Source organism: Enterobacter sp. D2, assembly GCF_034427575.1.
GTDB lineage: Bacteria > Pseudomonadota > Gammaproteobacteria > Enterobacterales > Enterobacteriaceae > Enterobacter > Enterobacter cloacae_M.
This window is the reverse complement of record NZ_JAXQPP010000001.1, coordinates 1,303,754-1,329,151: the sequence shown is the minus strand read 5'-3', so window position 1 is coordinate 1,329,151 and position 25,398 is coordinate 1,303,754. Positions and strand designations below refer to the sequence as shown.

Here is a 25,398-nt window from a genome sequence, read left to right as displayed (position 1 = left end):
CGTTGTTTTACGCAATTAACAGCTGATGGTTCGCCAGCAGCGTTGCCAGATCCGTCTGCACGCCGTTCAGCGTCACCAGCGTGGTTGGCGAGAACTGACCGCCGGTACCGTCCAGGTCAACCTGGATCTCGGTATTGCTGCCGTTTTGCACCACGCGGATGTAATCGCTGATATTGCCCGCGCTGCTGTCCAGCGTGGCGACGCCGTTCACGTAGCTCGCCGAGCCCGTGCCCGTATAGCCGCTGCCGGAGAGCAGATCGCGCAGGTCAATACGATCCGTGTCCGCGGTCCCTTCCCAGGTGCCGACCGTAAAGCCGTTCACCACGTCGTGACCGTTACCGCCCGTCGCATCCGAGGCGTTGATCAGCTTGTAGAGCAACGTATCATGACCACCGCTGCCGATGTTGAAGGTGTCGTTTCCGCCGCGCCCTTCGAACTGGTTATCACCGCTGTTGCCGGTAATAACGTCGTCGTAATCCGAGCCGTTGATACCTTCAATGTTCAACAGTCGCGTGGTACCGAACCCGGTGTTCTGCGCGGTTGAGAGGCGCAAATCAACGGTTACGCCGGAGGTCGCATTGCGGTAATCCACCACGTCCATCCCGCCGGTGTTGCTCCAGGTGTCGTAGTCGGAGTGGGTATTCCAGCCGCCGGAGCCGTTGTAGGTATAGGTGCCGTCCTCTGCAATGAAGGTGTCGTTATACCCGGTCCCGGTGATGGTCCCGCTGTGGCCGCCGGTGGCGGCTTCGGCCGTCAGGACGTAGCCCTCTTTGCCGTTGCCCGCCTCCAGACCGCTCCAGGTGACGTTATCCGACACGCCGTTGGTGATCTTCAGGATCTCGGCCGAATAGGTTTCATTCGGATCCAGACCGTAGAAGCTCACCAGCGCAGAGGTATCGTTCGACCCGATACCGGACTGGGCGTTGATGATCTGCGAGGCCACCAGCACGCCCGCGGCGTTGTACAGATTGACCGTGTTGCCGTAGTAGGCGTTGATGCCCTCGCTGTCGACAATGTGCAGGTGCATCGCGGTGCCGTCAGCAATGGTTTTGCTGTTTTGCACCAGCACCACCTTGCCGTTCTGCTGAGAGACCAGCAGATCCTGCGCGCCGTCCCAGTTGTAGTCCACCGCCGCCACGCCGGTCGCGTAGGCAATACCGGACGCCAGCTGGCTGGAGGTCCAGGTGGAACCGTAGCCGCTGTTGGTGAACAGGGTCGCCGTCTGCGAGCCGCCGTAGGTGCTGAGCTTGATGATGTCCATCTGACCGTCGCCGTTCCAGTCCACCGCCACCGACAGATACCCTGCCGTGGCGTTAGAGGCTTCCACCGCGCTCTTGGTGGCAGAGAGCTTCCCGGTACCGTCGTTGTAGTAAATCACCCCGCCGTTGTTGTTGTAGCTGCTCCCCAGGTACAGATCCATGTAGCCATCGCCGTTGAAGTCCGCCCACGTCATGGACGCCGCCGTGGTGGTATTCGAGGCGTTGACCACAAACACGTTGGTCAGGTTCTGACCGATAGAGAGCGTGCCGTTACCGTTGTTGTTGATCACGGTTAACGAGTACGCGCCGCTGCGGTTGGTGTGCTGAACAATATCCACCGTGCCGTCGTTGTTCAGGTCAACCCCGGAAATTTCGCGCCCGGAATCGAACTGACCGTAGAACCCGCCTTCCCCGCCGGTTCCGTCCGGCGACAGAACGCCGTTGTTGTTCACCAGGTAGGTCAGTGAGTCCATACCGGCATCGCCGTACGCCAGATCAAGATAGCCATCCCCGGTTTTGTCGTAGGCAATCACGCCGCCGTACCAGATGGTGGTGCCCATCGCCAGCTGGCTGGCGTTATAGGTGCTGCCATCATAGGTCCACATCACCTGCGTGGAGCCGGCGTAGGTGTTCTCGGTCGCGAAGATATCCTGCGTGCCGTTACGGTCAAAGTCGGCGGCGGTCTGGCTCACCACGTAGTAGTTACGGGTATTGGTCAGCGTATTGCCGGCATAGGTCGAGCTATCGCTGCTGGAGTATGACTGGCCGTTAGCGATGATATTCCACAGACCGCTGCTGTTCATGCCGAGGGTCATGGTGGAGTTGTTGCTGTTCCCCGCCGTGGTTGCCCAGTCGGTATTCACCGAGGTGGTATCAATCACCAGGCTGCCGGTCGCCGTACCCGTGGTATTGCCGTTACCCGCGCTGCTCTTCACCTGCGCGGTCACGCTGTAGCTCGCCACGCTCAGCGCATCGCCGTCCGGGATCTGCAGATACCAGGTGTTGTGATCCGGGTCGACTACCACCGCACCGCCGGTCTGGGAGGTGTAGGTTTTGCCGTTCACCGTCACCACCAGATATTCGCCGTTCACCAGGTCAGCGGAGACGGTACCGCTGACGATCGGCGTAGTGTCCGACGTGGTCTGCGCGGTAATCGCCGCCGTGGTGGTCGGGATACTGGTATCGACGTTCAGCACAAACCCGTCCGATTCCGTGTAGTTTCCGGCCCTGTCGGTGACGCGCACGATGTAGGTGTGATTCCCGTCGCTCAGGCCGTTGTCCTGGAAGGACCAGCTCGCGCTGCCGTTCATGGTCACCTGGCCGAGCAGAACCCCGTCACGGTAGAGCTGCACGATCTCGCCGTCATCCGGGGCACGGTTGAGCGTCCCGTTGATCAGCGGCGAGTTATCGTCCGTTGCCACCGCGCTGCCAAAAGTGCCCTGACGCTCGCCTTCGCCGTCGGTGTAGCTCACGACCGTGCCAACCGTGGTCGGCGGCGTGGTGTCTACCGTGACGATCTGAGACGCGGTGGAACCCACATTGCCCGCCTGGTCGATAATCCGCACCTGGTAGGTGTAGTCCCCGTCAGGCAGATCGCGGGTATCGGTGTAGCTCCAGCGCTGGTTGGTGACCGTGGTATCGAGCCAGGTATTTCCGCCGTCCAGGCTTATCTGTACTCGCTCGTCGTTTGCCAGCGCGCTGCCCAGCGAACCGTTGATGGTCAGCGTGGTGTCCATGGTGATGAAATCACTCCCGGACTGGCCGGTATCTTCGCTGATGCTGTCGATGGTGACGCCGTACTGCGGCGCCTGCGTATCCACCGTCACCGCCTGCGAGGTGGTTGCCCCGACGTTCCCCGCCTGGTCAACGACCCGCACCTGATAGTTATGGCTGCCGTCGGTCAGGGTACGGGTGTCGCTGTAGCTCCACTGCGTACCGCTGACGGTGGCGTACACCCAGGTGCTGCCGCCGTCCATGCTCACCTGCACGAATTCACCCGCGCCGAGTTCTTCGCCGAGCGTTCCTTGCAGTGTGTACGAGGTCGAACTGGTCAGGAAGTCGTTATTGTCGAAGCCGGTATCCACGGTGATGTTATCCACGGTCACCGTAATCGCCGCATCCGGGGCGACCGTATCGACGGTCACCTGCTGATGGGCGCTGGCCCCCACGTTGCCGGCGGCATCCACCACGCGAACGTAGTAGTCATAGGTCTGGTTACCCAGCGTGCGGCTATCGACGTAGTACCAACTGTTGCCGGTGACGATCACGTTCTGCCAGGTGACGCCGCCGTCGATGCTGATCTGGGCATACTCGCCGTCGGCCAGCGTCGCGCCGAGCGAGCCGTGCAGCGTCAGGGACGTATCGTTAGTGACAAAGTCGCTGCTGCTCAGGCCGGTATCGTCGCTGATGCTGTCGATGGCGATGGTTTTGCTGGCGTCCGGCGCAACCGTATCAATGGTCACCACCTGGCTGGCGGTGGCGCTGATATTGCCCGCGTCGTCAATCACGCGCAGCTGGTAGTTATAATCCCCGTCGGCCAGCGTGCGGCCATCGACATAGGTCCAGCTCAGGCCGCTGACGCTGACGTCTATCCAGGTAACGCCGCCGTCGAGGCTGATCTGCGCGTGGTCGCCGCTGCCCAGCGCCGCGCCGAGCGTCCCTTTCAGGCTGATCTGGTTGTCGCTGGTGATAAAGTCGCTGCCGGACAGACCCGTATCCTGGGTGATGGAATCAACCGTAATCGTCGTTGCTACAGGCATGGTCAGGTCAATCACCACGTCCTGGCTGTCCGTCGCCCCCACGTTGCCCGCGTTATCGATCACGCGCACCTGGTACTGATACGTACCGTCCGTCAGGGTGCGGCCATCGGTGTAGCGCCAGGTGGTGCCGGTCACGGTCAGGTCAATCCAGGTGGTGCCGCCGTCGAGGCTGATCTGCGCCTTCTCGTTATTGCCGAGCTGCGCGGTCAGCGAGCCGTTGACCACCACCTGAGCATCGTTGGTGATGAAATCAGTCGCGCTCAGGCCGGTGTCGTTTTGCAGCGAGTCAATGCTGATGCCCATCGACGGCGCGGTGAGATCCACGGTGACGGTGTGGTTATCGCTGCCGCTGTTGCCGATGGTGTTGCTGACCTGCGCGTTAATGACGTACGAACCGCCGTCCGCCAGCGCGGTCACGTCTGCGCTGCCCACCGTATAGCTCCAGGTGCCGTCATTCTGGACGGTCGCCGTGTAGGTTTTGCCGTTCAGCGTAATGGTCACCGTCTGGCCCGCCGGGGCGTCGGTGGTACCGCTGACGACCAGCGGCGTACCGTGCTCGGCGGCGTTGACGATATCGTCCTGCGCAAAGGTGTTGATGGTGATGGTTGGGACATCGCCGTTCAGCGTCACGTCGTGCGTCGCGCTGCCCGGGTTGCCCGCCCTGTCGCTTACCGAAGCGGTGATGGTGTAATCCCCGTCGCTCAGGCCGAGGAAATCACGGCCCGGCACGAAGACCGACCAGGATCCGTCCGCCCCGACGGTCGCCTGATAGCTGTGCCCGTTGAAGGAGACGGTCACCGTCTGGCCCTGTTCCGCCGTGGTGGTGCCGCTGATGGTCTGGCCCGCCACCTGCTCCGCGTTGTTGACGATATCGTCATCGGCCACGGTGCTGATGGTCACGGTTGGCGCGACGGTGTCAACCGTTAAGGTGTGAGTGGTCTGGCCGTTATTACCCGCTTTATCGTTGACCGAGGCGGTCACCGTCAGCGCGCCCTGGCTCAGGGCGGCCAGGTCTGCCGCCGGCACGTCGAGCGTCCAGGTGCCGTCGTTCGCGACGGTGGCAGTGTAGGATTTGCCGCCCAGCGTCACGGTAACGGTCTGACCCGCCTCCGCGCTGGAAGAGCCGCGCACGGTCAGCGGCTGCTGTGCTTCTGCCGCGTTCAGCATATCGTCAGCCGACAGCGTCGCAATGCTCACAACCGGCGCAGTAGTATCCACGCTGATGCCGTGCGTCGCCGACGCACTGTTGCCCGCGCTGTCCTGCGCCGACACGGATACCTGATAGCTCGCGCCATCGGCCAGCGCGCCCACGTCGGCGGCCGGAACGGTGGTCGTCCAGCTGCCGTCGCTCTGGATGGTGGCCGTATAGCTCTTGCCGTTCAGCGTCACGGTGACCTGCGTACCGCTGGCTAACTGGGCGCTGGAGCCGTTAATCACCAGTGGCGAACCGGCTTCAGCCGCGTTAATGACGTCATCTCCGCTAACGGTGTTGATGGTCAGCGCCACGGAGGCGGTGTTCACTACCACATCGTGGGTCTGGGTGCTGCTGTTGCCCGCGCTGTCGGTAATCGTCGCGCTGAGGGTCACGGTGCCGTCGTTCAGCGCGGAAATCACGCTGGCCGGCACGCCCACGCTCCAGTTACCGCTGGCGTCAACGGTGGTGGTGTACTGGTTCGAACCGATGGTGATGACCAGCTTATCGCCGACGCTCGCGCCGGTTGCGGTGCCGCTGACGATCTGCGCCTGCCCGTGCTCCACGCTGTTAATGACGTTATCGCCCGCGACGTCGTTAAAGCTGACGGTCGGCGGCGTGGTATCAAGCGTAATCGCTTTGCCCGCGCTGCCCGGGTTACCCGCGGTGTCGCTCACGCTGACCTGCACGGAGTAGCCGTTATCCGCCAGTGCGGACAGGTCTGTGCCCGGCACGTTCACGTTCCAGATACCGCCCTGCTGCACCTGCGCGGTATAGCTCTTACCGCCCAGCGTCACGGTGACCGTCTGACCGACTTCCGCCGTGGTGGTGCCGGAAATGGCCACGCCCGCAGCCGCTTCGCTGGCGTTAATCACGTTATCGCCTGCGACCGTATCGATGGTCACGGCTGGCGCGGTCGCATCCACGCTGTACTCCCGGCCCGCCGAGGCGCTGTTGCCGTGCGCGTTGGTGACGCTCACCTGCACGCTGGCATCGCCGTCCTTCAGGCCCGCGAGATCCGCAGACGGCACGGTGGCCGTCCAGTTACCGTCGGCATCCACCTTCGCGGTGTACGTCTTGCCGCCGAAGATGACGGTAACGGTCTGGTTTTGCTCCACGTTCGAGGTGGTGCCGGACAGGACCAGATCCGCGCCTTTCTCCGCCGCGTTAATCACGTCGTCGGTGGCAATCGCATCGATGCTGATAGCCACTGCTGACAGATCGACGGTCACGTCATGGCTGATGGTCACCGGGTTGCCCGCCGCGCTCTGGCCTGCAGCGGTCACGGTAATCGTGCCCGCAGCCAGGGCCCCGACGTCTGCCGCCGGGATCGCCGCGCTCCAGGTGCCGTCTGCCAGCACGGAGGCCGCATAGGTTTTGCCGTTGACGGTCACGGTGAGCGTGGTGCCTGCCGCCAGCCCGTCGCTGGAGCCGGTAACGATCAGGTTCTGCCCGTGCTCGATGCTGTTGATCACATCGTCGCCCGCCACGGTATCGACGCGCAGGCCCGGCAGGCTGGCGTCGATAGTGATTTCGCGCTCGCCCGCGCCGGTGTTGCCGTGGCCGTTGGTGACGGTCGCCGACACGGTCAAATCGCCGTTGCCCAGCGCGGTCAGGACGGATTCCGGCACGTTAACGGACCAGGTCAAATCGTTCTGTACCGTCGCGGTGTACGTATTGCCGCCAATGGATACGGTGACGGTATTGCCCGCTTCCGCGTTCGCTACCTTGCCGCTGATGGTCTGGCCCGCGGCCACTTCCGCCGCGTTGATGACGTTATCGCCCGCAATGGTGTTGATGGTAACGGTCGGCAGCGCGGTGTCCACCAGCAGGGTCGCCGTATTGCTGACGCTGTTGCCCACGCCGTTGGTCGCGGCTGCGTTCAGGGTGTAGTTGGCTTCGCCCAGACCCGCGAGATCCGCTGCCGGAACGGTCAGGCTCCAGGTGCCGTCTGCCGCCGTCGTGGCCGTGTAGTTTTTGCCGTTCAGGGTCACGGTCACCACGGTGCCTTCCGCCAGGTTGGCGCTGGTGCCGCTGACGCTCAGAACCTGACCTTTTTCCACCGCGTTCAGCACGTTATCGCCGCTGATGGCGTTGAAGGCAACGGACGGCAGGCCGGTATCGACGGTCACGTTATGCGTGCCGGTACCGGTGTTGCCCGCCGCGTCGGTGACGGACGCCGTGACGGTCACGGTGCCGTCGCTGAGGCCGGAAATCACGCTCGCCGGTACGCCCACGCTCCAGTTCCCCGCGGCATCCAGCACGGTGGTGTAGGTCTGGCCGCCGATGGTCACGGTGACCTTATCGCCCGCTGCCGCGCCGGTGGCGGTGCCGCTGATGATGTGCGCCTGGCCATGCTCAACAAGGTTAATCACGTCGTCGCCCGCCACGGTGTTGATGGTCACCGCCGGAACGGTGACGTCCACTGTCAGGTTGTGATCAACGGACGCCGGGTTACCCGCCTTGTCGCTGACGCTTGCGGTGACGGTCACGCTGCCGTCCGTCAGGGCCGCAACATCGGCCGCCGGGATGTTCAGCGTCCAGCTGCCGTCCGCGCCTGCGGTTGTGGTGTAGTCTTTGCCGTTCAGCGTCACGGTCACGGTCTGGCCCGCTTCGGCGGTGGTGGTGCCGGATACGGTCAGATCGGACTGCGCTTCTGCGGCGTTCAGAATATCGTCAGCCGCAAGGGTGTTGATGGTCACGGACGGCGCGGTCGCATCCACGCTGTACTCGCGGCCCGCCGAGGCGCTGTTGCCGTTGACGTTGGTGACGCTCACCTGCACGCTGGCGTCGCCGTCCTTGAGGTGTACCAGATCCGCAGACGGTACGGTGTAGGTCCAGTTGCCGCTGTCGTCTACTGTCGCGCTATAAATTTTGCCGTTCAGGCTGATGGTCACGGTCTGCCCGGCTTCCACGTTGGTGGTCGCACCGGACAGCACCAGATCCGCGCCCTTCTCCGCCGCGTTAATTACGTCGTCGGTGGCGATGGCATTGATGCTGATGGCAACGGTCGCCAGATCCACCGTCACGTCGTGACTGATGGTGATCGGATTGCCCGCAGAGCTGTCGCCGGTCACGCTGATTTTGACGGTGCCTTCCGGCCACGCGCTCACGTTGGTGGACGGGATCGCCGCGCTCCAGGTGCCGTCCGCCAGCACCGTGGCCGCATAGTCTTTACCGTTGACGGTGACGGTCAGCGCCGTGCCTGCCGCCAGCCCGTCGCTGGAACCGGTGACAATCAGGTTCTGCGCGTGCTCGATGGTGTTGATCACGTCATCACCCGCGACGGTGTCGACGCGCAGGCCCGGCAGGTTAGCGTCGATAGCGATCTCGCGCTCGCCGGTGCCGGTGTTGCCGTGGCCGTTGGTGACGGTCGCCGTTACGCTCAGGCTGCCGTTGCCCAGCGCGGTCAGCACGTCGGACGGCACGTTCACGGACCAGGTCAGATCGTTCTGCACCGTTGCGGTGTAGCTGTTGCCGCCAAGGGTGACGGTGACGGTATTGCCCGCTTCGGCGTTCGCCACGGTGCCGCTCAGGGTCTGGCCTGCCGCCACTTCCGCCGCGTTAATGACGTTATCGCCCGCCACGGTGTTGATGGTGACCGTTGGCAGCGCGGTGTCCACCAGCAGGTTCGCGGTGTTGCTCACGCTGTTGCCCACGCCGTTGGTGGCGGTCGCGTTCAGGGTATAGTTGGCCTGGCCGAGACCGGCCAGATCCGCTGCCGGAACCGTCAGGCTCCAGGTGCCGTCTGCCGCGGTCGTCGCCGCGTAGTTTTTACCGTTGAGGGTCACGGTCACCACGGTGCCTTCCGCCAGGTTGGCGCTGGTGCCGCTGACGCTCAGATCCTGACCTTTTTCTACCGCGTTCAGGACGTTGTCATCGCTGATGGCGTTGAAGGCCACCGATGGCAGACCGGTATCAACGGTCACGTTATGCGTGCCGGTACCGGTGTTGCCCGCCGCGTCGGTGACGGACGCAGTGACGGTTACGGTGCCGTCGCTGAGGCCGGAAATCACGCTCGCCGGTACGCCCACGCTCCAGTTCCCCGCCGCGTCAAGCACGGTGGTGTACGTCTGGCCGCCGATGGTGACGGTGACCTTATCGCCCGCTGCCGCGCCGGTGGCGGTGCCGCTGATGATTTGCGCCTGGCCGTGTTCTGCGATGTTAATCACGTCATCGCCCGCCACGGTATTGATGGTCACCGCCGGGACGGTGATATCTACCGCCAGGTTGTGATCCACCGACGCCGGGTTGCCCGCCTTGTCGCTTACCGATGCGGTAACGGTCACGCTGCCGTCCGTCAGGGCCGCAACATCGGCCGCCGGGACGTTGAGCGTCCAGCTGCCGTCCGCGCTGACGGTTGTGGTGTAGTCTTTGCCGTTCAGCGACACGGTCACCGTCTGGCCCGCTTCGGCGGTGCTGGTGCCGGAAACCGTCAGATCGCTCTTCGCTTCGGTGGCATTGAGAATGTCGTCCGTCGCCAGGGTATTGATGGTCACGGACGGTGCGGTCGCATCCACGCTGTACTCGAGGCCCGCCGAGGCGCTGTTGCCGTTGACGTTGGTGACGCTCACCTGCACGCTGGCGTCGCCGTCTTTCAGACCCGCCAGATCTGCCGCTGGCACCGTGGTCGTCCACTTGCCGTCGGCGCCTACGGTCGCGGTGTAGCTTTTGCCGCCGAAGATGATGGTGACGGTCTGGTTTTCTTCGACGTTTGAGGTCGCCCCCGAGAGCACCAGATCCGCGCCCTTCTCGGCCGCGTTAATCACGTCATCGGTGGCGATGGCGTCAATGCTGATGGCAACGCTCGCCAGATCCACCGTTACATCGTGGCTGATGGAAACCGGGTTACCGGCGCTGCTCTGGCCCGCAACGGTCACGGTGACCGTGCCTGCATTCAGCGCACCCACGTCCGCGGCCGGGATCGCCGCGCTCCAGGTGCCGTCCGCCAGCACGGTCGCCGGATAGGTTTTGCCGTTTACGGTCACGGTCAGCGCCGCGCCTGCCATCAGCCCGTCGCTGGAGCCGGTGATAATCAGGTTCTGCCCGTGTTCGATGCTGTTGATCACGTTGTCACCCGCCACGGTATCCACGCGCAGGCCCGGCAGGTTAGCGTCTATCACGATTTCGCGCTCGCCCGTTCCGCTATTGCCCACGCCGTTCGTGACGCTGGCTGACACGGTCAAATCACCGTTGCCCAGCGCGGTCAGCACGTCGGACGGCACGTTCACGGACCAGGTGAGATCGCTCTGCACCGTTGCGGTGTAGCTGTTACCGCCAATCGTCACGGTCACGGTGTTGCCCGCTTCGGCATTCACCACCTTACCGCTGATGGTCTGCCCGGCTGCCAGCTCCGCCGCGTTAATGACGTCGTCACCCGCAATGGTGTTGACGATCACGCCCGGCAGAACGGATTCCACGTTCACGGTGTGCGACGTGCTGGTATTGTTGCCGACGCTGTCCGTCGCTGAGGCGGTGACGGTATAAAGCGCCTCGCCCAGCTGACCGACCTCGTTCGCCGGAACGGTAGTCGTCCATTTTCCGTTATTGTCCACCTGCGCGCTGTACGCTTTGCCGTTCAGCATCACGGTCACCACCGCGCCTGCCGCCAGGCCGGAAGCCGTACCGGATATAGTCAGATCCTGGTTTTTCTCGGCGTTGTTGATCACATCGTCACCGGAAACGGTGTCAATGGTCAGCACCGGCGCGGTCAGATTCACCTCTACGCCGTGCGTGGCGCTGTTGCTGTTGCCCGCTTTATCGGTCAGCGCCGCTGTAATGGTGTAATCTCCGGCGGCCAGCGCGGTAACGTCCGCCGCAGGCACGCCCACGCTCCAGTTGCCTGAGGCATCCAGAGTGGCGGTGTAGGATTTGCCGTTGAGGGTGACGGTGACCACGTCGCCCGCCGCCGCGCCGGTCACGGAACCGGTGACAATCAGTGCCTGCGCATGCTCGGCGCTGTTGATCACGTCGTCGTCGGAAACGGTGTGGATGGTCAGCTGCGGGACGGTGGTATCGACCAGCACGTCGCGATCCGCAGAGGCCGGGTTGCCCGCCTTATCAGACACGGCGGCGCTGATGGTGTAGTTGCCGTCGGTAATGCCGCTCAGATCCGCGGTCGGCACGGTCACGCTCCAGCTGCCGTTTGCCTGCACGGTGGTGGTGTAGTCCACGCCGTTCAGCGTCACGGTGACGGTCTGGCCCGCTTCGGCGTTGGTCACGCCGTTAATAACCAGATCCTGCTGCGCTTCGGCCGCATTGATGATGTTGTTGTCGCTGACAATCTCGATAGACACCGTCGGCGCGGTCGCGTCCACGCTGTACTCGCGGCCTGCCGACGCGCTGTTGCCGTTCACGTTGGTGACGCTCACCTGCACGCTGGCATCGCCATCCTTCAGGCTGCCCAAATCGGCAGACGGCACGGTAGCCGTCCAGTTGCCGTCGGCATCGACCGTCGCGGTGTACGACTTACCGCCGAAGGTGATGGTGACGGTCTGGTTTTCTTCCACGTTGGTGGTGGAGCCGGACAGCACCAGGTCCGCGCCTTTCTCCGCCGCGTTGATTACGTCGTCCGAGGCAATCGGGTCAATGCTGATGGCGACTGCCGCCAGATCCACCTTCACGTCGTGGCTGATGGAAACCGGATTACCCGCCGCGCTCTGGCCTTCCACGGTCACGGTGACCGTGCCCGCATTCAGCGCGCTGACGTCTGCCGCCGGAATAGCCGCCGTCCAGGTGCCGTCCGCCAGCACGGTTGCGGCGTAGGTTTTGCCGTTGACGGTCACCGTTAACGCCGCGCCCGTTGCCAGGCCTTCGCTGGAGCCGGTGATAATCAGGTTCTGAGCGTGCTCAATGCTGTTGATGACGTCGTCGCCCGCTACGGTATCCACGCGCAGGCCAGGCAGGTTAGCGTCTATAACGATTTCGCGCTCGCCGGTTCCGGTGTTGCCGTGGCCGTTGGTGACGCTGGCTGACACGGTCAGATCGCCGTTCCCGATGGCGGTTAAGACCGTGGACGGCACGTTGACCGACCAGCTCAAATCGTCCTGAACCGTCGCGGTCCAGGTATTGCCGCCGATTGAAATAGTGACAGTGTCACCGCTCGCCGCGCCGCTCACTTTCCCGCTCAGAGTCTGCCCGGCAGCCACTTCCGCTGCGTTAATGACATCGTCCGTGGCGACAGGGTTGATGGTGACCTGCGGCAGCGAGCTGTCGACCAGCACGCTGTGGCCGGTGCTCGCGCTGTTGCCCGCCGCGTCGGTTACGCTCGCCGTCACCACGTAGCTTGCTTCACCCAGCGCGGAGACGTTTGCCGCCGGAACGGTGATGCTCCAGCTGCCGCTGGCGTCGGTGGTGGCCGTATAGCTGATACCGTTCAGGGTCACCGTAATGGTGGTTCCGTCCGGCTGGTTGCTGGTGCCGGACACCTGCAGATCCTGGCCTTTCTCTGTCGCGTTGATCACGTCGTCAGCCGCCAGGGTATTGATGGCAATGACCGGCGCGGTCAGGGAGACGTCAAACTCGTGCGTCGCGGTGGTGCTGTTACCGGCTTTGTCGGTGAGGGTCGCAGAAATCGTCTGCTCACCGTTGACCAGCGCACCCACGTCCGCCGCCGGAACGCCCACGCTCCAGCTGCCGGACGCGTCCAGCATGGCGGTGTAGTCTTTGCCGTTCAGGGTCACGGTAATCACGTCACCCGCCTGCGCGCCCGTGACCTTGCCGGAGACGATCAGCGCCTGGCCGTGCTCGGCAATATTCACGACGTCGTCGCCCGCAACGATGTTGAACGAAATCTGCGGTACGGTGGTGTCGACCAGCACCGAAGAGCCCGCGCTGGCCGGGTTACCTGCTTTATCGGACACGGATGCCGTGACCGCCGCGCTGCCATCGGTAATGCCTGCCAGATCCGCCGCAGGCACGTCCAGCGTCCAGCTGCCGTCCGCCTGCACCTGCGCGCTATATTGGTTGCCGTTGAAGGTCACGGTGACCGTCTGACCCGCTTCGGCAGTAGAGGTCCCGCTCAGGGTCAGATCCTGCGCCGCCTCTGCCGCATTCAGCATGTTATCGCCGCTGATGGTGTTGATGGTAACCGTCGGCGCGGTGGTGTCGACGCTGAATGCCTGCGCCGAAGACGCGGCGTTGCCGTTCACGTTGATGACGCTGACCTGAACGCTGGCGTCGCCGTCTTTCAGGCCGCTCAGATCGGCAGCCGGAACGGTCCAGGTCCAGTCGCCGTTGCCATCCACCGTCGTGGTGTAGGTTTTCCCTGCGAAGGTGATGGTCACGGTCTGGCCCGCTTCAACACTGGAAGTGGTGCCGGACAGCACCAGATCCTGGCCTTTTTCCGCCGCGTTAAGCACGTTGTCGTCGGTCACGCTGTTGATGGTGATGGCGACCGGCGCGAGATCGACGTCCACGACGGTCCCGATGGTTACCGGGTTGCCAGAAGCATCCTGCGCGCTTGCCTTGATATCCAGCGAGCCATCCGCCCACTGGGACACGTCCGCCGCCGGTACCGCTGCCTGCCAGGTGCCGTCCGCCAGCACCGTTGCGGAATAGGCTTTGCCGTTGATGGTCACGGTCACGGCGCTGCCCGCCGCCAGATCGGTGCTGGTGCCGGACACAATCAGGTTCTGCGCGTGTTCAATCACGTTGATCACGTCGTCGCCTGCGACCGTATCAATACGCAGTCCCGGAAGCTGGGCGTCGATGGTGAAGTCGAGCGAAGAGGAACCGGTATTGCCGTGCGCGTTGGTGACGCTTGCCGATACGGTGAGATCCCCGTTGCCGAGCGCGGTGAACTGGCTCTCGCTTAACGGCAGGCTCCAGGTCATATCGTCCTGCACGGTAGCCGTGTATGTCTGGCCGCCAAGGATAATCGTGACAGTGTCACCTGGCGCCGCGTTCGTGACTTTACCGGACAGGGTTTGCCCTGCCGCCACTTCCGCCGCGTTAACGATATTGTCGCCCGCCAGCGTGTTAATCGTCACCACCGGCAGCGAGCTGTCTACCAGCACATCGTGTGAGGCTGAGGCGCTGTTGCCTACGCTATCGGTGACGTTCGCCGTCACGGTGTAATTCGCTTCGCCCAGCGCCAGCACGTTTGCCGCCGGTACGGTCACGCTCCAGTTGCCGCTGGCGTCAGCGGTGGCCGTGTACTGAATGCCGTTCAGGGTCACCGTAATAGTCGTGCCTTCCGGCTGGTTGCTGGTGCCGGAAATCTGCAGATCTTCGCCTTTCTCGGTCGCGTTAATCACGTCGTCCGCCGCCAGCGTGTTGATACCGATGACAGGCGTCACGGTATTCACCACCACATCCAGCGAACTGCTTCCGGTATTGCCGGATCTGTCGGTCACGGAGACGTCAACTGTCCAGGTGCCGTCAGCCAGCCCCTGCACGACGGACGCCGGCAGGCCAAGGCTCCAGTTGCCCGCCGCATCCACCACGGTGGTGTAATCGATGCTGTTAATGGTGATGGTCACCAAATCGCCCGCTGCCGCGCCGGTGACGGAGCCGCTCAGGACCTGCGCCTGTGAATGGGCGAGCTGGTTAACGGTGTTGGTGTCGGTGACAAAGCTGTTGATGGTCACCTGCGGCACGGTCGCGTCCACCAGACCCACGCGGTCGGCGCTGCTGGTGTTGCCCGCCACGTCGCTCACGGTGGCCGTCACGGTCACAATGCCGTCCGTCAGGGCACCCACGTCAGCCGCAGGCACGCTCAGCTGCCACGTACCGTCCGCCTGAACCGTGGTCTGATACGTTTTGCCGTTCAGCGTCACGGTGACCGTCTGGCCCGCTTCCGCAGTGCTGGTACCGCTTAAGGCTAAATCCTGCTGCGCTTCAGCCGCGTTGATGATGTTGTCGGCGGTCAGGTTATCGAGCGTAATCGCCGGTGGCTGCGTATCCACCGTGACCACGCGCGACGCGTCGGCACTGTTGCCATTGACGTTAGTGACGCTGACGCTCACCTGCGCGCGCCCGTCAATCAGGGTTTCCATGGCGCTGGCGGGCACGGTCAGGCTCCAGGAGCCGTCCTGCTGCACCAGCGCGGTGAAGGTCTGGTCGGCGAATTTCACCACCACGGTCTGCCCCGCCTCCACGCCCTGCGTCTGGCCGGAAATTGTTAAATCGGCGCCTTTTTCTGCCGCATTCAGCAGATCGTCGCCGGAGACGGTATCGATGGTGACCGCCACGGCGTTCAGATCCAGTTCAATCGGGTGTTCAGCCGCAACGGGATTGCCCCAGGCATCTACCGCACTGACGCTAACCGTCATGCCGCCCGCCGTCCAGGCCTGCAGGTCCGCCGCCGGAACGCCAATCTGCCAGCTGCCGCTGGCGTTAACCGCGGTGACGTACTCCACGCTGTTGATGGTGACAATAATCTGCGTGCCCGCGGCCAGATGGGTGCTGGAGCCGGTGACGCTCAGATCCTGCTGCTGTTCTATGGCGTTGATCACGTCATCGCCGGAAATGGTGTTCACGCGCAGGCCCGGCAGCTCCGCGTTGATATTGATATCACGCTCGCCGGTGCCGGTATTGCCGTGCCCGTTGGTGACGGACGCGGTGAAGGTTAAATCCCCGTCGCCGAACGCCTGAAGATCCGCTGACGGGATTTTCACGCTCCAGGTCAGATCGCTCCCAACCGTTGCGGTGTAGCTCTTGCCGCCTGCGGTGATGGAGACGGTATCGCCCGCCGCCGCGCCGGTAACGCGACCGCTGAGGGTTTGATCGACGCCCGCTTCGGCGTTATTGACCAGGTTGTCGCCCGCAAACGTATTGATAATGACCTGCGGAAGTACGGTATCCACCAGCAGGTTCGCCTCGGCAGAACCGCTGTTACCCACGCTGTCGGTCCCGCTGACGCTGACGGTATAAAGCGTGTTCGCCAGATTCAACACGTCAGAAACCGGCACCTGGACCGCCCAGATACCGTTTTCGACGGTTGCCTGATAGCTGACGTTGTTCAGCGTCACGGTGACGGCAGTGCCGTCCGGCAGATTGCTGGTACCGGTCAGGCTCAGCGGCTGCATCGCCTCCTGGGCATTCAGGACGTTATCCTGGCTGATGGCGTCAATCGTAAATTCCGGCGGGTGTCCGCTCAGCGTAATGCCGTGCGTGGCGCTGCCGGTGTTGCCTGCCGCGTCGGTCACGGAAACTGAAATCGTATGGTTACCTTCTCCCAACGCGCCCAGCACGGACGCCGGAACGCCTACGCTCCAGCTGCCGTCCGCCAGCACCACGCCGGTGAAAGACTGTCCGCCAACGGTCACGGTGACCACATCGCCTGCCGACGCGCCGCTCGCCTGCCCGGAAATAATCTGCGCCTGCCCCTGCTCGCTGATATTGAGGGTATCGTCGCCCGCCACGGTATCGATAGTGACGACCGGCGCGGCGGTATCCACCGTGAAATCTCCCGTCACGGACGTACCGTTGCCCGCTTTGTCGCTAACGTTAACCGTCAGAGTGTGATTGCCCTCGTTGAGCGCCTGCACGTCGTTCGCTGCAAGCGTGACGGACCAGGTGCCGTCGCTACCCACCGTAGCGTTATAGTTTTTACCGTTCAGGATGACCGTGACGATCTGACCGGCTTCCGCATTCGTTTTACCGGTCAGGGTCAGCGGCTGGTTGTGCTCAGCCGCATTAATGATGTTGTCCTGCGCGAGGGTATCGACAGAGAGGGTTGGCGCGGTGGTATCCACGCCAATCGTCTGGCTTCCGCTGACGGTGTTACCCGCCGCGTCTTTTCCGCTCACGTTAACCGTCCAGGTTCCGTCGCCCAGCGCCTGCGCGTCCGCCGCAGGCACGTTAACACTCCACGCGCCGTCTGCCCCGACTTCAGCCGCGTAGGTTTTGCCGTTCAGCGTCACGGTGAGTTCGGTACCCTGCGCCAGGTTTTTGCTGGCACCGGAAAGCGTAAAGCCCGCAGATTGCTCGCTGGCGTTCAGCACGTTATCGCCCGCCGTGGTGGCCAGCGTAATGGCGGCATCGGCGGTAGAGACCGTCACGGTGATACTGCCCGCAGAGGTGGTTTTACTGCCGTCGATCTGCACGACCGACCAGGTGTGCTCCCCGTCCGTCTGGGTCGGTAATATTACCGTCCACGTGCCGTCTGTACCGACCATGGTGCTGGCAATGGTGCTGCCGCTGCTGTCTTTGATCTGGATGGTCGCGCCCGGCTGGCCGGTACCGCTAAAGGTTGGGGTGCTGTCGTCCGTGATCTCGTTTGCGCTCAGCACGCCCTGCTTGTCACCCGCTTTATCCGACAGCAAGAAGGTCGGCGTGGCGCTTTCAACTTCTTTCGTATTATCAATGACTTTTGTTTTAGTTCCGCCGTCACCGCCGTTTGCCAGCAGCGCCCCGATGGCACCGCCGCCTAACGCCGCTCCCGCAATCCAGCCCCACGGCGCGTCGCTTAAAACGCTTTCCTGCTCGAGGAAAGGTTGAATGCTGCTAATCGGTGTGGCCTGCGCGGTTAACTCGGTCACCGCAGCGCCCGATGCTTCCCCGGTATCGGCAAAAGAAATATGCGTCAGTTCCTGACGGTCGTTGAACACCAACTCTGACTGATTATGCGTTTCTGGATCTTCTGCGAAATAGTTATTGCAGCGAATAACGCTGCCATCTTTCATATAAATGAGGAGGTCTTTACCCTGGCGGACATAGCGCGCCACATCCTGAGCAGAGCCCTGGATTTCAATCACGCTCGGCGATGAAATAGAGACCGACAAATTTCCTTCGCCGGTTAATTTAGTTTTCTCCGCCGTTTTGCGAATGATGACATCAACAACTTTTATGTTACTCATATTCTTCTCCTTGCAGGTGTACGGATTCCTGTGGATATGTCCACCAGACGGATGTAGCTATCCCTGGGAAAAAACACCCATTATTTTCAGTCTTACTTTGCGCAACACTGCGCGTCTTTTATTAACTCAAGTCGGGTAATTTTGCGGCAGCGTTTTTCTCTATTCCAATAAGCGGCATTAAATTATCAACCGCGGAAGCATAATTAATTGCCGAACTCCAGCCGTCATACTCAGCGATTATTTTCGCAGATGTGGCCTGCCAGACATCCTGCTCAACGCTGAGCAGATCGTTAATGCTCCGCTTGCTCAGGGTGTATTCATTTTTATAAACATCGCGGGCCCGCAGAGCATTTTGCAGCTGTTGCTTCCCCGCCTCCATTCGTCCCCGTGCGCCGGTCCAGTCAGCCTGCGCGACGGAGGCTTTTTGCAGGACGTCGAAACGCGCCTGATCGACCTGAGAGGAGGCCATCGCTCGTGCTCCTTCAGCCTGCCGCACTCGTGCGGAAACTGCGCCCCCCTGATAAAGCGGTGCGTCAATATTGAGCTGGATCTGGTCGTCCCAGTACGAACGGTTGTCCGATTCATAACGGGTGCGCCCGCCCTTCAGGCTTAACGTCGGCCAGTGCTGGGACTTCGCCGTTTCCACGCCATACTGAGCCGAGCGTTCCATGTTTTGCGCGGCCATCACTGCCGGTATCAGGGAATAATCGATGCGGTTGAGCGAGTCCGGCTCCACGGCAAGATTCGCGGGCACCGGCGAATAGGCCTCTGCCTGCATCCCGGTTAATACCGCAAGCCTGGCGCGCGCGCTGTTTAAGGCGGCCTGATACTGCGCGACCGTCGCCTGCATGCCGGCAATACGCGTGCGGGTCTGGAGCTCATCGGAGGTCGAACTCACGCCCGCGTCGGCACGCAGCTTTGCCAGCTGCTCAACGTTTTTCAACGCCTGAACGTTCTCCTTTGCCGCCTGCAGCAGATCGGCATAGCGTTTGACCTCGACGTAGCTCAGCGCCGTTTTTTCCGCCACGTCAGAGAGCGTGCCCATCAGCTGATAGCGATAGCTATCGCGCTGGGCCGAAGACTGGCTGATGCTGTTATTGGTCTTGCCAAAATCGTACAGCAGCTGCGTCAGGCTCAGCCCCCAGGCGGCCGAATTCTTCAGCGACCCGCTGGAATCGGTGGTCTGGCTGTGCCCTGTACTCCCGTTCAACGATATTTGCGGCATCCAGCCGCTGCGCGCTTCATCTATTTGTGCCTGGCCAATACCTAATTGTGCGGCCTGCTGGCTAATTGACGGATCGCGATCGATAGCAAAAAGAATACTTTCTTTTAAGGTTGTTGTTGAAACGGGGGCAATACCCACCTGCCCACTATTGGCGCAGGCAGTATTTATGGCTATCGAAAATAGTGCCATCGCGGCGGTATATCGAAGTAACATAGAATTTCTCAATATCGTCATTTTATCTCCCTGACTCTGAGTGATACTCATGCAAATACCCAAAAAGAGGTACAGATAATTAGACTAATATCTTCTTTGGTTTCCTCTCCGAATTTTAGGTAATACTCCCCATGCCCATGTCCATTGGAGATGAGATCTGCCTGCGTCTTATTTCAATTAAGAATTTACTTATTTCTTAAACTGGTTAGCAGCATAACAAAATGCGGTATACCCCACTACACCCACAATGTTAACGCGGTGTTACAGATAAGAAAAAACATGGGGTTTCTGGACAAAACTCTGAAAATGGAGTTTCAAATGAAACATATAAAACCACTGTTATTTAAGGAAAATTCTTAATTCGTAATATGCACATTTTTGCGTTAATTTCAGCGCGGGTCAGACACAAAGATTTTCAAAGAAGTGTCAACTTACGTAGCTTATGGGATATATTTAAAATTAAGCGCCTTTAAAAAACTAATTAAAGCAACAAAATCCTGCATAATTTTAATTACACAGCATTTAAACCTACCCAGTGGCAGTACACTGGTTGTATAAACCAAATCGTTAAATAAAACATAACAATAACATTGTGATTAACATTCAAAACGGCTTCCTTATACCTGCTTAATAAAATTTTAATAATCACCTATGTGAATCATCACACCGCTGCACATCGTCATGACCACAATCCCCTTCTCTCTGCGTCAAAATGCTGTATTATGCAAACTATTGCGACATTTTGCAGGAATGTACCCCGATGCACAAAACCGCTCGTCAACGCTATGTCCTGGATATCCTCAGCGAGCAAGGCCAGGCCAGCATCACTGAACTGGCCGAAAAACTTCAGGTTTCAGCGGATACTATCCGTCGGGATCTGACCGATCTGGAAAACCAGGGCCTTGCACAGAAGAACCACGGCGGAGCCATCGCGCTCAACCTCTCCGCCATGAACCGTCAGGGCCGCAACACGCTGCTGCCGGAGACCAAACAGCGCCTGGGTAAACAGGTCGCACAGCAGGTTCCACCGGGCTCCACCCTTTTTCTGGATGCCGGGAGCACGGTGATGGCCGTCGCCACCTTTCTTCAGGGGCCGCTCACCGTCATTACCACGTCGCTGGATATCGCCCAGCACTTTAGCGACCGGGAAGACGTTGAGCTGATCCTGCTCGGCGGCAAATGGGACCACCAGCAGCGCCTGTTTGCCGGAAGCGCCACGCTGTCTTTGCTGTCCCGGTATCGGGCAGATATCGCCATTCTTGGAGCATGCGCCATTCATGCCGAGCTCGGGTTGAGCGCCGGTAAAGAAGCGGATGCCGAGGTTAAACGCGCAATGCTCGACGCAAGCCATGCGCACTGGATTGTCGCCGATCACCTGAAAATTAACCGCTGCGAGCCGTATCTGGTTTCCGGGTTATCCCGCATCCAACAACTCTTTTTAGATCGTCCCTGGCCTGAGCTTGGGGACCATAGCGCACTGCAGGTTACGGTGTGCGCGAATTAACGTGGAGAAGGTCATGAGTAAAGTTCAAACAATCAACATTGCGCTGATCGGGTATGGATTTGTCGGTAAAACCTTCCATGCTCCGCTGATCCAGTCGGTGGACGGGATTAAGCTGGCCGTGGTCTCTTCTCGTGATGAAGAGAAAGTTAAACGCGATCTGCCGGACGTACAGGTAGTTGCGACACCGGAAGAGGCCATTCAGCATCCTGATATCGATCTGGTGGTAATTGCCTCCCCCAACGCCACCCACGCCCCGCTGGCGACGCTGGCCCTGAACTCGGGGAAACACGTGGTCGTGGATAAGCCTTTTACCCTCGACATGCAGGAAGCCCGCGACCTGATTGCGCTGGCGGATGAAAAGCAGCTGCTGCTCTCCGTCTTCCACAACCGCCGCTGGGACAGCGATTTCCTCGGCATTAAGCAGATTATTGAACAAGGTACGCTCGGCAAGGTTAAACACCTGGAATCGCATATTGACCGCTTCCGCCCTGAAGTGCGCGTGCGCTGGCGCGAGCAGAACGTTCCCGGGAGCGGTCTGTGGTTTGATCTGGGCCCTCACCTGATTGACCAGACGCTACAGCTCTTTGGCCTGCCGGAGTCGGTTCAGGGGAATATCGCCACGCTGCGCGACGGCGCAGAAATTAACGACTGGGCGCACGTGGTCTTAAACTACCCGGAGCATAAGGTCATTCTGCACGCCAGCATGCTGGTTGCTGGCGGTACGGCACGCTTTACCGCCCACGGGGACAAGGGCAGCGTGGTGAAAGCCAGAATCGACCAGCAGGAAGCGCAGCTGCTCGCAGGGGTGATCCCCGGCAGTGAAACCTGGGGCGAAGACGGCGACAGCATGGTGTTCTTTGGGGCCGACGGCGCACCGCAGACGATCCCTACCCCGAAAGGCGATCAGCGCCAGTATTACGTCAACGTACGTGATGCGCTGCTCGGGAAAATCACCAATCCTGTCCACCCTGTTGAAGCACTGGCGGTCATGGCCGTGCTGGAAGCGGCGGTGAAGTCCTCGGAGACGGGGTCAACGCAGCCGCTGGCGTTAACTGCTGAAGAGCGTGCGCTGCTGGGTTAAAAAATAAGCCGGGTGGCGCTGCGCCACCCGGCAAGCGTTAAAGACTACGAACGCTTTTTCGGCATCATGCGCAGGAGGGTATTATCTTTCCAGAAATAGTGGTGCATCAGCGCCGCCGCCGCGTGCAGGCCAATCACAAAATAGCCCAGGTTCGCCAGCGTCTCGTGCCACTCTTTCAGCATATCAACCAGGTCGAAATTGGACTCCGCCGCATGCGGCATCGCCAGGCCGAAAGCAAACCAGTCGCTGCCCCGGTTATACATCATCACAATGCCAATCAGCGGCAGCGCAATAAACAGCAGATACACCACCAGGTGGCCAAGATGGGACATCCCCGTCACCATCGCTTTTGGCTTCGGCTGAATCGGCGGCGCGCGGAATTTCAGGCGAACCAGCAGGCGCGTCACCATCAGCACCAGGATACTGATCCCGCACGAGACGTGGATCATATTGATCGCTGGACGCGCGGTGCGCGGGAAGAAACCTTTGAACTCCATGGCGCAGTAGGCGACGATGATTAACAGAAACACCAGCCAGTGGATGCCGATTTGCAGGCTTGTATATTTAGTGCGCATGTCATTTCCCGATTAAAAACAGTTATCGCGCCAACATAATCCCCTTTCCTTAAAAATTCATTAACTTTTCTGTATGGTTTTTCAAATACTTCCTCCCGCATGAAGCATCTTCAATTGCCGCCCTGCCCGTGATGGTCTAAGCCTGGATGAGTTCAAACTGTCGTATCGACACGTTTACAGGAGAACACCATGAGTAAAATTGGCATTAACGGCTTTGGACGCATTGGGCGCCTTGTACTGCGTCGCCTTCTTGAAACCCAGGACAGCAATACCGTCGTCGCCATCAACGACCTCACCTCACCGAAAGTGCTGGCCTACCTGCTCAGGCATGATTCCAACTACGGTGGCTTCCCGTGGAGCGTCGATTTCACCGAGGATGCGCTGATTGTGGACGGTAAAACCATTGCGGTGTACGCCGAAAAAGAGGCGAAGCACATTCCGTGGAAAGCCGCAGGCGTGGATATCGTCGTGGAGTGCACCGGCTTTTATACTTCAGAAGAGAAATCACGGGCGCACCTGGACGCCGGCGCGAAGAAAGTGCTGATCTCAGCCCCTGCGGGTGAGATGAAAACCATCGTCTACGGCGTGAATGACGACACCATTGACGCCAGTGACACCATTATTTCCGTCGCATCCTGCACCACCAACTGCCTCGCCCCGCTGGCGAAAGCCCTGAACGATGCGTTTGAAATAAAAGTGGGCACCATGACCACCATTCATGCCTATACCGGTACGCAGGCGCTGGTGGATGGCCCGCGCGGGAAAGATCTTCGCGCCTCGCGGGCGGCGGCAGAGAATATCATTCCCCACACCACCGGTGCCGCAAAGGCTATCGGTCTGGTGATCCCGGCGCTCAGCGGCAAGCTGAAAGGCCACGCGCAGCGCGTGCCGGTAAAAACGGGTTCGGTCACCGAGCTGGTGGCGATTCTCGGCAAGAAAGTCACCGTTGAGGAGATCAACGCCGCGCTGAAAAAGGCGACGCAGGGCAATAAATCGTTCGGGTATACCGACGAAGAGATTGTGTCGTCCGATGTGATTGGCTCGCATTACGGTTCGGTGTTTGACGCCACGCAGACGGAGGTGTCAGAAGCGGGAGAGCTACAGCTGGTGAAAGCGGTAGCGTGGTATGACAACGAGTACGGTTTCGTGACGCAGCTGGTGCGGACGCTGGATAAGTTTGCGGCGCTGTAATTCTATGCCTTTATTCAGGGCTAATATGAGCAGTGAAGCATCCCCTCTCCCTGTGGGAGAGGGTTAGGGTGAGGGGAACATACGGGTGTGGTGGTCATTCCGTTCACTTTATGTTCCTTGCTACTCTTTAACGACATAACCGGTGAACGTGCCAGGGTGGCTCAATCGCCACCACCCTGGCAACCCGGGCTCCCGGCGGTAAATCGCCGCTTCGCGGTACCCTCAGCTTATTCCTTCAGGCTATCGGGTCGGGCATGAGCCTGCATCCCTGCAGGCCACGCCCTCTCGGCGCATCCCTGCGCCTCGCCCCGGCCTTACGGAAACGCTTCGGCGATATACAGCCGGACCAGGACATTGCTGTAAGCCAAAGGTTATTCTGAAGCGGTTGTTATCGCTTCTGATTACACCCTTAAATCGAGCGCCTGGACAACGCATCCGCGAGGATCGGATCCTGCTGCAGCTGTTTCCACGCGGCAATCACCGCCTCAGGGAATTCAACGTGCACGATAAAATCCCGCCCGGCCGGACCATAGCCGTTAACGTCATCATACAAACGCGGCAGCTCCCCCAGAACCAGTGAAAGATAACGGTCAACGGGCCACAGTCCGGCGTTACCCCCACTGAACTCCACGCCCTCTTTTCCGTTTTGCAGCGTTGGCGTAAACCCGGGATGGCTTATCCACTGCGGTGATACGGGCTCATCCCGACAAACGCGGGCAAACGTCGCCATCGTTCGGCGCTGCATCGTCGGGTCCTGCACCACCAGCACCCGCCCGATCGCGCGCTGATGCTGTTTCAGCATATTCCAGCTAAAACGCGCATTCTCACCGCAGTTGGTGGAGCGATCTTCAATCCACAGGCGCGCATCGGGGATCTGCCAGAACTCCCGCGCAATGTCGGCAAGAATGCTCGCTTCGGCACGCCCTTCGACCTGTAAGGTGTGATAACGCGGATGACTGCCGATAGCTGAATATAAAAACGCGGTTGAATGACCAATACCGCCGCTAATCAGGAGCGGGATTTCTCTCTGCGCGGCAATACGGCAGGCCGCCTCAATGGTCGGGATCACCGCGTTCCCTGCCAGGATCACCGCATCGACGTCCGAGTGCAGGCGGCTGTCACTCAGGTCGTCCTGCGCCAGCCATTCACCGACAGTATTGATGGCCGCCAGGGTGGCATCCGGCAGGATGGGAAAATGGGGCTGAACCATGGTGAACTCCTCATTTATGTCTCTTCAGGGTAGCGGCTTCTTACCGATAACGCAGAGGCGGGCTCTGAAATCAGACGTTGTTTTATCGCCCAAATTGTCATTTTTCTGAAATAACCAGAAACATCCAAAAACAATCGGGTTGCACCTGCATATTATGCTTTTGGTTTTCCATCATACAAAACATCCTGTTGCACATGTTCTCTGCAAAAGCACCCAACGCTGCATATTTCACCGTGATCTGACCAGTTTTATCCCCCCTGCGCTTGCCAAACACAACATCCAACCCTAAGTTGCTTAACAATTTCACAACCTTTTTCATCATCGCAGGTTGCACCTGAAGCGCGCCAGGTGACACCTCATACATCATCAACGTGGCGGGGTTTCAG

The 25,398-nt window shown here is 60.5% G+C and carries 8 protein-coding genes and 1 pseudogene; 3 read left to right on the top strand and 6 right to left on the bottom strand.

Annotated elements, in window-relative coordinates; all coding sequences use genetic code 11:
- Positions 1–7: 7 nt before the first annotated feature.
- The 3 genes and pseudogenes from SPG90_RS06435 to SPG90_RS06430 all read right to left on the bottom strand — a co-directional run bounded on the left by SPG90_RS06435 (position 8) and on the right by SPG90_RS06430 (position 19,472).
- A complete protein-coding gene (locus SPG90_RS06435; RefSeq protein ID WP_416208403.1) occupies positions 8–16,018 on the bottom strand; it encodes an Ig-like domain-containing protein in 16,011 nt (5,336 codons plus the stop codon).
- A gap of 84 nt (positions 16,019–16,102) precedes the next feature.
- Positions 16,103–18,013, bottom strand: a pseudogene (locus tag SPG90_RS22355) (Ig-like domain-containing protein); the annotation flags it as partial.
- Between the two features lie 121 nt (positions 18,014–18,134).
- Entirely contained in the window at positions 18,135–19,472 is a 1,338-nt protein-coding gene (locus tag SPG90_RS06430; RefSeq protein WP_126303260.1) for a TolC family outer membrane protein, read from the bottom strand.
- 739 nt (positions 19,473–20,211) lie between these two features.
- Between SPG90_RS06430 and SPG90_RS06425 the strand changes: the two genes are divergently transcribed.
- A complete protein-coding gene (locus SPG90_RS06425; RefSeq protein ID WP_126303259.1) occupies positions 20,212–20,955 on the top strand; it encodes a DeoR/GlpR family DNA-binding transcription regulator in 744 nt (247 codons plus the stop codon).
- A 13-nt stretch (positions 20,956–20,968) separates the two neighbouring features.
- A complete protein-coding gene (locus SPG90_RS06420) occupies positions 20,969–22,036 on the top strand; it encodes an oxidoreductase (protein WP_045354897.1) in 1,068 nt (355 codons plus the stop codon).
- Between the two features lie 44 nt (positions 22,037–22,080).
- On the opposite strand, the gene cybB is transcribed toward SPG90_RS06420, so the two are convergent.
- Entirely contained in the window at positions 22,081–22,611 is a 531-nt protein-coding gene (gene cybB, locus SPG90_RS06415; protein ID WP_023311642.1) for a cytochrome b561, read from the bottom strand.
- Between the two features lie 189 nt (positions 22,612–22,800).
- Here cybB and gap point away from each other — a divergent pair, with 189 nt between their 5' ends.
- Positions 22,801–23,802: a type I glyceraldehyde-3-phosphate dehydrogenase gene (gap, locus tag SPG90_RS06410; protein ID WP_126303258.1), complete on the top strand. Its 1,002-nt coding sequence runs from the start codon at positions 22,801–22,803 to the stop codon at positions 23,800–23,802.
- Positions 23,803–24,211: 409 nt separating this feature from the next.
- On the opposite strand, the gene SPG90_RS06405 is transcribed toward gap, so the two are convergent.
- On the bottom strand, positions 24,212–25,012 hold the full coding sequence (locus tag SPG90_RS06405) for a YdcF family protein (protein WP_126303257.1): 801 nt from the start codon (positions 25,010–25,012) through the stop codon (positions 24,212–24,214).
- Positions 25,013–25,109: 97 nt separating this feature from the next.
- Entirely contained in the window at positions 25,110–25,334 is a 225-nt protein-coding gene (locus SPG90_RS06400) for a hypothetical protein (protein ID WP_047174296.1), read from the bottom strand.
- Positions 25,335–25,398 lie beyond the last annotated feature (64 nt).